This window comes from Kitasatospora sp. LaBMicrA B282 (assembly GCF_050325825.1).
Classification (GTDB): Bacteria; Actinomycetota; Actinomycetes; order Streptomycetales; family Streptomycetaceae; genus Kitasatospora.
On sequence record NZ_JBNQTI010000121.1, the window covers coordinates 15,190 to 28,088 of the forward strand.

General features: G+C 73.4%; 7 protein-coding genes. 3 read left to right on the forward strand and 4 right to left on the reverse strand.

Going from position 1 to position 12,899, the window contains the following annotated elements; genetic code table 11:
- Nucleotides 1–24 precede the first annotated feature (24 nt).
- On the reverse strand, nucleotides 25–1,929 hold the full coding sequence (gene typA / locus ACQRUO_RS27580) for a translational GTPase TypA (protein WP_428318790.1): 1,905 nt from the start codon (nucleotides 1,927–1,929) through the stop codon (nucleotides 25–27).
- 129 nt (nucleotides 1,930–2,058) lie between these two features.
- Nucleotides 2,059–3,642, reverse strand: a complete 1,584-nt coding sequence (locus ACQRUO_RS27585; protein ID WP_428318791.1) for an ABC transporter family substrate-binding protein — start codon at nucleotides 3,640–3,642, stop codon at nucleotides 2,059–2,061.
- A 137-nt stretch (nucleotides 3,643–3,779) separates the two neighbouring features.
- On the opposite strand from ACQRUO_RS27585, the gene ACQRUO_RS27590 reads away from it, so the two are divergent.
- The 3 genes from ACQRUO_RS27590 to ACQRUO_RS27600 are packed head-to-tail and all read left to right on the forward strand — an operon-like array spanning nucleotide 3,780 to nucleotide 7,258.
- Complete coding sequence (locus tag ACQRUO_RS27590; RefSeq protein WP_428318792.1) at nucleotides 3,780–4,565, forward strand: hypothetical protein; 786 nt, start codon at nucleotides 3,780–3,782, stop codon at nucleotides 4,563–4,565.
- A 25-nt stretch (nucleotides 4,566–4,590) separates the two neighbouring features.
- A complete protein-coding gene (locus tag ACQRUO_RS27595; RefSeq protein ID WP_428318793.1) occupies nucleotides 4,591–6,495 on the forward strand; it encodes a fumarate reductase/succinate dehydrogenase flavoprotein subunit in 1,905 nt (634 codons plus the stop codon).
- A complete protein-coding gene (locus ACQRUO_RS27600) occupies nucleotides 6,482–7,258 on the forward strand; it encodes a succinate dehydrogenase/fumarate reductase iron-sulfur subunit (protein ID WP_428318794.1) in 777 nt (258 codons plus the stop codon). The genes ACQRUO_RS27595 and ACQRUO_RS27600 overlap by 14 nt, the downstream gene beginning before the upstream one ends.
- A gap of 36 nt (nucleotides 7,259–7,294) precedes the next feature.
- Here ACQRUO_RS27600 and ACQRUO_RS27605 read toward each other — a convergent pair whose 3' ends face one another.
- On the reverse strand, nucleotides 7,295–9,868 hold the full coding sequence (locus tag ACQRUO_RS27605) for a SpoIIE family protein phosphatase (RefSeq protein WP_428318796.1): 2,574 nt from the start codon (nucleotides 9,866–9,868) through the stop codon (nucleotides 7,295–7,297).
- Between the two features lie 461 nt (nucleotides 9,869–10,329).
- Nucleotides 10,330–12,899 (reverse strand): SpoIIE family protein phosphatase (locus ACQRUO_RS27610; RefSeq protein WP_428318795.1); only part of this gene is annotated, 2,570 nt, incomplete at its 5' end.

Genomic DNA, 12,899 nt, shown 5'->3' on the forward strand with positions numbered 1-12,899 from the left:
GGGTCCGGGCGGGCGCCCGGGACGTCAGGACTTCTTGGCGCGCGAGGCGGTGCGGCCGCGGTCCTTCTGGTCCAGGACGACCTTGCGGATCCGCACGGTCTCCGGGGTCACCTCGATGCACTCGTCCTCGCGGCAGAACTCCAGCGACTGCTCCAGCGAGAGCTTGCGCGGCGGGACGATCGACTCCGCCACGTCGGCCGTGGAGGAGCGCATGTTGGTGAGCTTCTTCTCCTTGGTGATGTTGACGTCCATGTCGTCGGAGCGGGAGTTCTCACCGACGATCATGCCCTCGTACACCTCGGTGCCGGGCTCGCAGAAGAGCACGCCGCGCTCCTGCAGGTTGGTCATCGCGAAGGCGGTGACCACACCGGCCCGGTCGGCGACCAGCGAGCCGTTGTTGCGGGTGGTCAGGGTGCCGAACCACGGCTCGTGGCCCTCGTGGATCGAGTGCGCGATGCCCGTGCCGCGGGTGTTGGTGAGGAACTCGGTGCGGAACCCGATCAGGCCGCGGGACGGCACCACGAACTCCATCCGGACCCAGCCCGAGCCGTGGTTGGACATGTTGTCCATCCGGCCCTTGCGGATGCCCATCAGCTGGGTGACCGCACCCATGTGCTCCTCGGGCACGTCCACCGTGAGGCGCTCGACCGGCTCGTGGGTCTTGCCGTTGACCTCCTTGGTGACCACCTGCGGCTTGCCGACGGTCAGCTCGAAGCCCTCGCGGCGCATGGTCTCGATCAGGATGGCCAGCGCCAGCTCACCGCGGCCCTGCACCTCCCAGGCGTCCGGGCGCTCGGTGTCCAGCACGCGCAGCGAGACGTTACCGATCAGCTCGCGGTCCAGGCGGTCCTTCACCTGGCGGGCGGTGACCTTGCGGTCGACCTTGGCGCCGGACTTGGCGTCCGCGCCCTTGCCGCTGCCGCCCCTGCCGACCAGCGGCGAGGTGTTGGTGCCGATGGTCATCGAGATGGCCGGCTCGTCCACCGTGATCAGCGGCAGCGCGATCGGGTTCTCCGGGTCGGCCAGGGTCTCGCCGATCATGATCTCGGAGATGCCGGCGACCGCGCAGATGTCACCGGGGCCGGCCTGCTCGGCGGGCTTGCGGGTGAGCGCCTCGGTCATCAGCAGCTCGCTGATCCGGACGTTCTGGATCGAGCCGTCGCGCTTGATCCAGGCGACCGTCTGGCCCTTCTTGAGGTAGCCCTGCTCGACCCGGAGCAGCGCGATGCGGCCCAGGAAGTTGTCCGCGTCCAGGTTGGTGACGTGGGCCTGCAGCGGGGCGTCCTCGTCGTAGGACGGGGCCGGGACGTGGTCCAGGATGGTGGAGAAGAACGGCTCCAGGTTCTCGCTGTCGGCCGGCACGGTGCCGTTCTCCGGCTTGGTCAGCGAGGCGACGCCGTCACGGGCGCAGGCGTAGACGATCGGGAACTCGATCTGGTCCTCGTCCGCGTCCAGGTCCAGGAACAGGTCGTAGGTCTCGTTGATGACCTCGTCGATCCGGGCGTCCGGACGGTCGGTCTTGTTGATGCAGAGGATGACCGGCAGCTTGGCCGTGAGCGCCTTGCGCAGCACGAAGCGGGTCTGCGGCAGCGGGCCCTCGGAGGCGTCGACCAGCAGCACCACCGCGTCGACCATCGACAGGCCGCGCTCGACCTCGCCACCGAAGTCGGCGTGGCCGGGGGTGTCGATGATGTTGATCGTGATCGGCTCGCCACCACCCTTGGGGTGGTACTTGACCGCGGTGTTCTTGGCGAGAATGGTGATGCCCTTCTCGCGCTCCAGGTCGTTCGAGTCCATCATGCGGTCGTCGAGCTGCTGGTGGGCGGCGAAGGCACCGGCCTGCTTGAGCATCGCGTCGACGAGGGTGGTCTTGCCGTGGTCGACGTGGGCGACGATGGCGACGTTACGGATGTCGTTGCGCGTGGACATGCGGAGCGGAGTCTCCCGGAGTCGTGAGTTGCGGCGCCCCGGCCAGTCCCGGTCCACCCGCCGGGCTTACCATGCCACGGCTTGTCCTATGGTACGTGGCCACCGGGAGGAGCCGCGAAGCGAGGCTGCTCAGCGCAGGAAGCCGAGGTCCTGGTAGCGCGGCCAGCCGAAGCCGTAGGCGCCCGCGCCGGCCACGCCCGTGCGCACCGCAACCACCTCGGGCCGCTGGTAGAGCGGCACCGAGTGGCCCAGCTGCCAGATCAGCGCATCGGTCTGCTGGAGCAGCGCGGTCCGCCTGGCCGGGTCACCGGTGGCCTGCGCCTTGTCGAACAGCTGGTCGATCTCGTCGGTGCCGTCCCCGCCGTAGTTCAGGCCGGCCACCGGCTTGCCGTCCGGGCCCGGCTGCGGCTTGGCGTAGAGCGGGCGCTCGTCGGTGGCCGGGAAGGCGGTGGCCGGCCAGGAGAAGAGCGCCAGGTCCCAGTCACCGCCGGCCAGGTGGTCGTGGACGAAACCGGCCGGCGCGGCCGGCTGCGGGTGCACGGTGATGCCGTAGGGGGCCAGCTGGGCGACCAGCGCGTCCGCGGTGCGGCGGGCGGTGGCCGAGCCGTCCGGGTAGAGCAGCGAGAGGTCCAGGCGCAGCGACTTGGCGCTGGCGGCGAGCGCCGCGCTGTTGTCCTGGTAGCCCTGTTGGTCGGCCATCAGCAGGTGGTTGCCGAGCGCCACCGGGGCCAGGCCGAGCGGGGCTAGCGCGGCCTTGGCGAGCCCGGCGCGGTCCACGCAGGCGGCCACCGCGCGGCGCACCGCGGGTTCGGCCAGCTGGCCGCGGGCGCCGTTCAGGGTGAGCTGGGTGAAGGCGGGGGCGGCGGCCCGGTGCAGGGTGATGCCGTGCAGGGCTTCGGCCCGCTGCAGGGTCTGGGTGGCGGTGGTGACCGCGTCGGTGGACCCGCCCGCCGCCGGGTGGTCGATGGTGCCCTCCAGGGCGGCCACGTCGACCTGGTTGTGGCTGAGCGCGTCCAGCCGGTCGGTGGTGGTCAGGAAGTCGAGCTCGTCGACCTTGGCCGGCGCGCCCCACCAGCGCGGGTTGCGCACCAGCGCCGCCTTGCCGCCCTTGGCGTCCAGCGACTTCAGCTGGAGCGGGCCGGCGCTGAGCGGCAGCCCGTTGGCCGGCAGCCCGGCGGCCGGGTCCAGCGGGCTGAACAGCGCCTTCCAGTCCGCGTAGGGGCGGCTGAAGACCACCTTGACCTGGTGCGCGTCGGCGCCCTGGGTGATCGACTCGATCGCGTCGTAGCCCGGGTGGCCGGCCCGCAGCGCGGTCCACTGGGCGATGAAGTCGGCCACCGAGACCGGGGTGCCGTCGCTCCACACCGCCTTGGGGTTGAGCCGGTAGGTGACCGTCCGGTCGACCTGCTCGGCGCCGGCCAGGTAGTCGGGGTCGAGCACCGGGCGGGCGTGGTCGTCCAGCCGGTAGAGGCTGGGCAGCACGGCGTGCGCGATCAGCGAGGTGTCGGCGGTGGCATCGCTCTGGTAGACGTCCAGCGAGGCCGGCACCTCGTCCACCGCCCAGCGCAGCGTGCCGCCCTGGCGGACCGCGTTGCGGTCGCCCGGGGTGAGGTCGGCGGCGGACTGGGTGGGCGTGGCCGGGGCCTGCGCGCCGGAACAGCCCGCCAGTGCGCCGAGCAGCGCGGCCGCGGCGAGCACCTTGAGGCTCTTCATGCCGCCCACTCAACTCCAGCGGACCGCCGAAGAACTGACGACACGACAAGCTGTCCTCCGATCGGCGCAGCGGGTGCCGGGCGGGCAATCTCGTCCGAGGCCTTCCGAGAGGTTGTGATCAAGGTCACACTGGCCGGATGGCCATCACGACCAAGCGCGCTGCGATACCGGAACGCACCCTCCGTACCGACCGCTGGTGGCTCCCCCAGCTGAGCACGGCGGCCGGCCTGCTGGCCTTCATCGCCTACTCGACCTGGCGGGCCTTCGAGGGCACCCACTACTACCTGGCACCGTACGTCTCGCCGTTCTACTCCCCCTGCCTGGCCTCGCGCTGCGTACCGATGCGCGGCGGGGCGGACTGGGCGCTGTTCGGCGACTGGTGGCGGCTCTCCCCCGCCCTGCTGGTGCTGATCTTCCCGCTCGGCTTCCGGCTGACCTGCTACTACTACCGCAAGGCCTACTACCGGGCCTTCTGGTCCTCGCCGCCGGCCTGCGCGGTCGGCGAGCCGCACGCGAAGTACACCGGCGAGACCCGCTTCCCGCTGGTCCTGCAGAACCTGCACCGGTACTTCTTCTACCTCGCCCTCCCGGTGGCCGGGATCCTCACCTACGACGCGGTGCTCGGCTTCCGCAACGCCGCCGGCGCCTGGGGCCACGCCGGGCTCGGCACCCTCGTGCTGCTGGTGAACGTGGTGCTGATCTGGGCCTACACCCTCTCCTGCCACTCCTGCCGGCACATCGTCGGCGGTCGGCTGAAGCACTTCTCCCGGCACCCGGTCCGCTACCGGGCCTGGCAGCTGGTGGGTCGGCTGAACGCCCGGCACATGCTGCTGGCCTGGGCCTCGCTCTGCTCGGTGGGCCTGGCCGACCTGTACGTGTACCTGCTCGCGTCCGGCGCGTTCACCGACCCGAAGTTCTTCTGATGCCCGACCTCTCCTGGGGAGCCTGATGGACGAGACCGATGAGTACGACGTCGTCGTGGTCGGCGCCGGCGGGGCCGGGCTGCGGGCCGCGATCGAGGCGCGCGAGCAGGGGATGCGGGTCGCGGTGATCTGCAAGTCGCTCTTCGGCAAGGCCCACACCGTGATGGCCGAGGGCGGCATCGCGGCCGCGATGGGCAACGTCAACAGCGGCGACAACTGGCAGGTGCACTTCCGCGACACCATGCGCGGGGGCAAGTTCCTCAACCACTGGCGGATGGCCGAGCTGCACGCCAAGGAGGCGCCCGAGCGGGTCTGGGAGCTGGAGACCTGGGGCGCGCTCTTCGACCGCACCAAGGACGGCCGGATCTCCCAGCGCAACTTCGGCGGCCACGAGTACCCGCGGCTGGCGCACGTCGGCGACCGGACCGGGCTGGAGCTGATCCGCACCCTGCAGCAGAAGGTGGTGGCGCTCCAGCAGGCCGACTTCAAGGCCACCGGCCAGAAGGATCCAGCGCAGTACGAGTCGCACCTGAAGGTCTTCCAGGAGTACACCGTCACCAGGATCCTGAAGGACGGCGACCGGGTCGCCGGGGTCTTCGGCTACCGGCGGGAGACCGGGCAGCTGTTCACCATCGCCGCCCCGGCCGTGGTGCTGGCCACCGGCGGGATCGGCAAGTCCTTCAAGGTGACCTCCAACTCCTGGGAGTACACCGGCGACGGCCACGCGCTGGCGCTGCTGGCCGGCGCCCGGCTGCTGAACATGGAGTTCGTCCAGTTCCACCCGACCGGCATGGTCTGGCCGCCCTCGGTGAAGGGGATCCTGGTCACCGAGTCGGTGCGCGGCGACGGCGGGGTGCTGCGCAACAGCGAGGGCCGCCGGTTCATGTTCGACTACGTGCCCGAGGTGTTCCGCGGCCAGTACGCCGAGAGCGAGGCGGAGGCCGACGGCTGGTACGCCGACCCGGACAAGCACCGCCGCCCGCCCGAGCTGCTCCCCCGCGACGAGGTGGCCCGGGCGATCAACGCCGAGGTCAAGGCCGGCCGCGGCACCCCGCACGGCGGGGTCTTCCTGGACGTCTCGAGCCGGCTGCCGGCCGAGGAGATCATCCGCCGGCTGCCCTCGATGCACCACCAGTTCAAGGAGCTGGCCGACGTCGACATCACCCGCGAGCCGATGGAGGTCGGCCCCACCTGCCACTACGTGATGGGCGGGGTGGAGGTGGACCCCGACACCGCCGCCAGCCCCGCCGTGCCCGGCCTCTACGCGGCCGGCGAGGTGGCCGGCGGGATGCACGGCTCCAACCGGCTGGGCGGCAACTCGCTCTCCGACCTGCTGGTCTTCGGGCGCCGGGCCGGGCTGCACGCGGCCGAGTACGTGGCCGCGCTGGGCGAGCGGCCGGCGGTGGACCCGGCGGCGGTGGCGGCGGCGACGGCCGAGGTGCTGGCCCCCTTCGAGGACGCCGGTCAGGGCGCGGGCGAGCACCCGTACGCGCTGCACCAGGAGCTCCAGCAGACCATGAACGACCTGGTCGGGATCATCCGGCGGGCCGGCGAGATGAAGCAGGCGCAGGAGCGGCTCGCGGTGCTGCGCGACCGGGCCGCCCACCTGGCGGTGGAGGGCCACCGGCAGTTCAACCCCGGCTGGCACCTGGCCCTGGACCTGCGGAACATGCTGCTGGTCTCGCAGTGCGTGGCCAGGGCGGCGCTGCTGCGCCGGGAGAGCCGCGGCGGGCACACCCGGGAGGACTGGCCGGCGATGGACCGCGACTGGCGACGGGTCAACCTGGTCTGCTCGCTGACGGCGGATCAGGAGGTGGCGGTGGTCCGGCAGCCCAACCCGCCGGTCCGCGCCGACCTGCTGGCCCTCTTCGAGCGGACCGAACTGGCGAAGTACTTCACCCCGGAGGAGCTGGCCGATGAGCACGAGTGAGCAGGTCGAGCTGCGGATCTGGCGCGGCGAGCGGGGTGCGGGCGGCTTCGCCGACTACCGGGTGGCGGCCCACGAGGGCGAGGTGGTGCTCGACCTGGTGCACCGGCTGCAGGCCACCGAGGCGCCGGACCTGGCGGTGCGGTGGAACTGCAAGGCGGGCAAGTGCGGCTCGTGCAGCGCGGAGGTGAACGGGCGGCCGCGGCTGCTCTGCATGACCCGGATGTCGGCGCTGCCGCCCGGCGAGCCGGTGGTGCTCACCCCGCTGCGCACCTTCCCCAGCATCCGCGACCTGGTCACCGACGTGGGCTTCAACTACGCCAAGGCGCGCGAGGTGCCCGCGTTCGTGCCGCCGGCCCACCTGGCCCCGGGGCAGTACCGGATGCGTCAGGAGGACGTGGCCCGCTCCCAGGAGTTCCGCAAGTGCATCGAGTGCTTCCTCTGCCAGGACACCTGCCACGCGGTGCGCGACCACGAGGAGAACAAGGCCGCCTTCGCCGGTCCGCGCTTCCTGATGCGGGTCGCCGAGCTGGACATGCACCCGCTGGACGCGGCCGCCGACGACGGGCTGGACCGCAAGGCCGCCGCCCAGGAGGTGCACGGCCTGGGCTACTGCAACATCACCAAGTGCTGCACCGAGGTCTGCCCCGAGCACATCGGGATCACCGACAACGCGCTGATCCCGCTCAAGGAGCGGGTGGCCGACCGCAAGTACGACCCGCTGGTCTGGCTGGGCACGAAGATCGGCCGCCGCCCGCGGGACTGACGGCCGCCGGGCCGTGGGCCCCGCGGACCGCGGGGCTCACAGGCTCAGTTCGAACCAGACGATCTTGCCGTGCGGGGTGCGGCGGCTGCCCCAGCGCTCGGCCAGCAGGCTGACCAGCTGCAGGCCGCGGCCGCCCTCGTCGGTCTCCTGGGCCCGGCGCTGGCGCGGCTGCGCGTAGCCGTCGTCCCACACCTCGCAGACCACCACGCTGTCCCGCAGCAGGCGCAGCCGGATGTCGCCGCGGCCGTGCCGCAGCGCGTTCGTCACCAGCTCGCTGACCAGCAGCTCGGTGGTGTCGACCAGCTCGTCCAGCCCGCGGGCCAGCAGCCAGGCGCAGGCCCGCTCGCGGGCCTTGGCCACCGAGGTGGGCTCCGGCGGCAGCTTCCAGTCGCCGACCGCGTCCTCCGGCAGCGCCTTGACCCGGGCCATCAGCAGCGCGATGTCGTCCTCGCCGTGGTGCGGGTCCAGCTCGTTGAGCACCTGGTCGCAGAGCGTCTCCAGGGCCGGGGCGCCGTTCTCCAGCGCGTTCCGGAAGGCCAGCAGGCCCTCGTCCAGCTGGTGCTTGCGGGACTCCACCAGGCCGTCGGTGTAGAGGCCGAGCAGCGCGCCGTCCGGCAGCTCCAGGGTGACCTCCTCGAACGGCTCGCCGCCCACGCCGAGCGGCAGGCCCGGCGGCACGTCGACCATCCGGGCCGGCTCGCCCGGGCTGAGCAGCGCGGGCGGCAGGTGGCCGGCGTTGGCGAAGACGCAGCGGCGGGTCACCGCGTCGTAGACCGCGTAGACGCAGGTGGCCAGGTAGACCTCGGCGGCGTCCGCGGGGTCGCCGGGGACGGAGCCCGCGCGGCCCGCGCCGCCGTAGCCGGGCAGCGGGCCCGGACCGGGGCCGGGGTCGCCGAGGCCGCGGGCGATCTCGTCCAGCTTGTCCAGCACCTCGGCCGGCTCCAGGTCGAGCATCGCCAAGGTCCGCACCGCGGTGCGCAACTGACCCATCGCCACCGCGGCGCGCAGCCCGCGGCCCATCACGTCGCCGATCACCAGGGCGGTGCGGTTGCCCGGCAGCGGGATCACGTCGAACCAGTCGCCGCCGACCTCGGTGTTGTTGTTGCTGGGCCGGTAGCGGCAGGCGATCTCCAGGCCGCTGGCCTCGGGGTTGCCGGGCGGCAGCAGGCTGCGCTGCAGGATCAGCGCCCGCTCGTGCTCGCGCCGGTAGAGCCGGGCGTTGTCCACGCAGACCGCGGCGCGGGCGGCGATCTCCTCGGCGATCGCCACGTCCCGGGCGTCGAACGGCTCGCTGCCGATCGCCCGGGAGAGCTGGACCAGGCCGAGCACCACGTCCCGGGCCACCAGCGGGACCACCAGGGTGCTGCGCAGCAGCGGGTCGGGGCCGGCGTCCGGGATCGCGCTGCGGCCGGTGCGCAGCGCCCGGGCGTGCGGGGAGCGCGGCGGGTAGCAGAGCGTGCCGCCGGCCTCCGCGGCGGCGAGGCGGGCGCCGTAGGACTGGTCGGCGTAGCCGCCCTGGTCGCCGCCGAGCACCGAGGTGGCGCCGCCGACCACGCTGGAGACCGCGACCCGGCGCAGCTCGCCGCTGCCGTCGTAGGGGTGGCTGCCGCTGCCGGCCAGCGAGGGGCCGCTCTCGCCGGAGAGCAGCGCCGCGTAGAGGTCGACCGTGGCCACGTCGCAGAACTGCGGGACCACCACGTCCAGCAGCTCCTTGGCGGTGGTCTCCAGGTCGAGGGTGGAGCCGATGTGCGCGCTGGCCTCGTTGACCAGGGCCAGGTTGCGGCGCACCCCGGCCGCCTCGCGCTCGGCCACGTGCCGGCTGGTGACGTCGTTGACCTGCCCGGCCACGCCCATCGGACGCTCGCCCGAGCCGGTCAGCCGGTAGAGCGAGATGGCCCAGCGGCGCTCGCCGTTGCGGGTCGGCACGGTGCCGCTGAACCGCAGGTCGACCACCGGGTCGCCGCTCTGCAGCACCTGGCGCAGCGCGGCCTGCAGCCGCTCGGCCTCGGAGAAGGAGAACAGGTCGTGCGCGGTCAGCCCGCACAGCGCCTCCGGGTCGACCCCGACCGCGTCGGCGAAGGCCTGGTTGACCCGCTGCAGCCGCAGCTGCCGGTCGAACAGGAAGAAGCCGCTCGGGGTCTGCCCGAAGACGGCTTCGGAGGCGGCCAGGTCGGTCTCGATCCGGCGCAGCTTGCCGAGGTCCACGGCGAGGCAGAGCGCGCCGCCCTCGGCCGCGCGGGTGCCGTCGGTGCGGGCCGCGTCGGCGGTGCGGGCGGCGTCCGCGGTGCGCGCGGCGTCCGCGGCGGCGGTCCCGGTGCCGCCGGCCGGGTGCGGGGCGACGGCGGGCATCAGGTAGACCTCGGCCAGGCCCTCGGCCCCGTCCGGCTCGCGGTAGGGCACGGTGCCCACCCACTCCTCGCCGGCCAGCGTCCGCTCCAGCCGGGAGCGGCCGCGCCGCCACAGCTCGCGCGGCACCAGGGCGGTGACCGGGTCGGCGCCGAGCGCCTCGGCGGCCGGCAGCGCGAAGAAGTCGGCGGCCCGCTCGCTCCACTGGCTGATCCGGCCGTCGGGGCCGATCGCGAAGGTGGCGACCCGGATGAACTCGTAGATCGACCCGGGGTCGGTGTCGCCCCAGCGCGCCGCACCGGGGACCCCGGCGGCGCCGGTGGTGGTCGCGCCGCCGAACGGCGCAGCCCCCGGCCCGGGGGCGCCCGCGGCGACCGGTGCGCCCGACTGCCCGGGCACCGCGGCATGGCCGCTACCAGTCAGCGCTTCCCGCGCCGGCAAGCTGTTCAACGACCGACCCCTCCAACCCGCGCCCATCCGGATGTCGAGAAGACCTGAGATGACCGAGTATTCATCATCCGGGGGCGAGCGCACACGCCCCCAACATCACAACATCAAATCGAGCGAAGGTTTTTGCCGATGGCCTCGCGCCGTCAACCTGCTGTGCTCGCGCCCCCGGTCCACTCCCGTGCGCCTTCGGCGCCCGTCTGGCATGGACAAGCCCCGAATATTCGAATGACTGATCGATCAGCGCACGGATCATCGTCCGTCGTTCGTCGCCGACTTCACCGCTCGTCCTCCTTCCCCGGCAATTCCTGCTCGAACCAGACCACCTTGCCCATGCCCTCGGCCCGGGCCCCCCAGCGCAGCGCCAACCGGCGCACCAGCTCCAGCCCGCGCCCGCCCTCGTCGGCGGCGGCCGCGTGCCGCTCCCGGGGCGGGTCGGGCAGCGGGTCGGAGATCTCCACCAGCAGCGTCTCGCCCAGCGTCAGCCGCACCCCGATGGGCGCGCTCGCGTACCGCACCGAGTTGGTCACCAGCTCGCTGACCAGCAGCTCGGCGGTGTCGGTGAGCTGCTCCACGCCCCAGTCCTGGAGCGCGCCACGGACCAGCCGGCGGGCCCGGGAGACCGCGGTGGGCTCGGCCGGCAGCGTCCAGCCGACCGTCCGGGAGCCCTCCTCCCCACGGCCCAGCCGGGCCAGCAGCAGCGCCACGTCGTCCGGCTCGCGGCCCTGCTCCATGGTGTCCAGCACCGCCTCGCAGGCGTGCTGGATCGACCCGTAGGGCTTCTCCAGCACCGCCTGCAACCGGCCCAGGCCGACGTCCAGGTCCTTGTCCCGGGACTCCACCAGGCCGTCGGTGCACAGCGCCAGCACGCTGCCCTCGGGGACCACCAGCTCCACCGCCTCGAACGGCACCCCACCGACCCCGAGCGGTGCGCCCGAGGGCAGGTCCAGCACCCGGCCCTCGCCGCCGGGCAGCGGGCTGCCGGTGCGGGCCGGGCCCGGCCGCGGCGGGCGCACCAGCACCGGCGGGATGTGACCCGCCTTGGCCACCGTGAGCCGGGCGGTGGCCGGGTCGTAGACCGCGTAGACGCAGGTGGCCAGCAGGGCCTCGTCCGGCCCCTGGGCCAGGTCGTCGGCCAGCTCGTGGACGTGCCGCAGCAGCACGTCGGGCGGCAGGTCCAGGGCCGCGAGCACCCGCACCGCGGTGCGCAGCCGCCCCATCGTGGCGGCCGCCCGCAGGCCGTGGCCCATCACGTCGCCGACCACCAGAGCGGTGCGGTCGCCGGGCAGCGGGATCACGTCGAACCAGTCGCCGCCGACCTCGGTGCCGCTGCTGCCGGGCACGTAGCGGTAGGCCACCTCGACCCCGGTGGGCTGCGGCACCTGCTGCGGCAGCAGGGTGCGCTGCAGGGTGAGCGCGGCGGTGCGCTCGCGCACGTAGAGCCGGGCGTTGTCCAGCGAGCTGCCGGCCCGGTCGGCGAGCTCCACCGAGAAGGCCAGGTCGTCCCGGTCGAAGGCCTCCCGGCGACCGGCCCGGCTGAGCACCAGCAGCCCGATCACGATCCCCCGGGCCCGCAGCGGGACCACCAGCACGGAGTGCGCCCCGAGCGTCAGCGCCGCCTGCACCTTGGGGTCGCCCGGGTACGTCGCCTCGGCCAACTCCTCGGCGCCGGAGAGCAGTTCGGGGACTCCGGTGCGCAGCACCCGGCCGTAGCAGGAGTCCTCGGCGAAGCTGATCCGGGCGCCCCGGCGGAGCATCACCTCCACCTCCTCGCCGTCCTGGGTGGCGGCCACCCCGAGCTGCAGCAGCGAGGTGCGCCGGTCGTGCCCGTGCCGGGGCAGGTCGTCGCCGTGCGCCACCGCCTGGAGCAGGATCGCGGCGGCGAAGTCGGCCAGCCGCGGCACCGCGGCGCTGGCCAGCTCCTGGGCGATCCGGGAGGCGTCCAGCAGGTCGCCGATCCGCGAGCCGAACTCGTTGAGCAGCGCCAGCCGGCGGCGGGCGTGCTCGACCTTGGCCACCGCCCGGTAGCGCTCGGTGACGTCCATCACGGTGCCGGAGATGCCGAGCACCTTCCCGCCGCGGTCGGTGAGCCGGCTGTAGGAGATCGACCGGTAGCCGGCGCGGACCGCGGTGGCCGGCGACATCAGCGTCACGTCGATCACCGGCTCGCCGGTGGCCAGCACCTGACGCTGGATCACGCTGATCTCGTCGGCGGCCCGTTCCGGCAGCGTCTCGCCGGTGGTCCGCCCGACGTGCTCCTCGGCGGCCACCCCGTTCATCTCGGCCAGCGTCTGGTTGACCGCGGTGTAGCGCAGGTCGGTGTCCAGCACCGCGATGCCGAGCGGGGACTGCTCGAAGAGCGCGTCGCGCACCGCCAGGTCGCGCTCCACCGCCCGCAGCGCGCCCGCCTCGGCCAGCGCCACCAGCAGGAAGGGGGTGCCGTCGCCGTCCACCAGCAGCGAGATCCGGGCCTCCACCAGGACCTTGGGGCCGTCCCGGTGGTGCAGTTGGGTCAGCCCCTGCCAGCCGCCGGTGCGCAGCGCGCCGGCGAACGCCTCGCGGGTGTCGGCCACCCGCTGCTCGTCCGCCATCAGCTCCTCGATCCGACGGCCCACCAGCACCTCGCTGGGCCAGCCGAGCAGCTCCTCGGCCGCCGGGCTCCAGAGCACCACCCGGCCGGCGGTGTCGAGCATCGCGATGGCGACCTTGACCACGTCGAAGAGGCTGCCCTGGGTGTGCTCGCCGATCGGCTCGGCGGCCTCGGCCGTGGTGCCGGGGAACGGCTCGGCGGGCGAGCCGCGGTGGCCGCCGACGCCGACCGCGGGCCGCGGCGGCGGCTCGCCGGCAG

Bases quoted from the DNA above. Each gene is read 5' to 3' on its own strand.
- typA (WP_428318790.1), bottom strand. From the start codon at position 1,929: ATGTCCACGCGCAACGACATCCGTAACGTCGCCATCGTCGCCCACGTC.
- ACQRUO_RS27585 (WP_428318791.1), bottom strand. From the start codon at position 3,642: ATGAAGAGCCTCAAGGTGCTCGCCGCGGCCGCGCTGCTCGGCGCACTG.
- ACQRUO_RS27590 (WP_428318792.1), top strand. From the start codon at position 3,780: ATGGCCATCACGACCAAGCGCGCTGCGATACCGGAACGCACCCTCCGT.
- ACQRUO_RS27595 (WP_428318793.1), top strand. From the start codon at position 4,591: ATGGACGAGACCGATGAGTACGACGTCGTCGTGGTCGGCGCCGGCGGG.
- ACQRUO_RS27600 (WP_428318794.1), top strand. From the start codon at position 6,482: ATGAGCACGAGTGAGCAGGTCGAGCTGCGGATCTGGCGCGGCGAGCGG.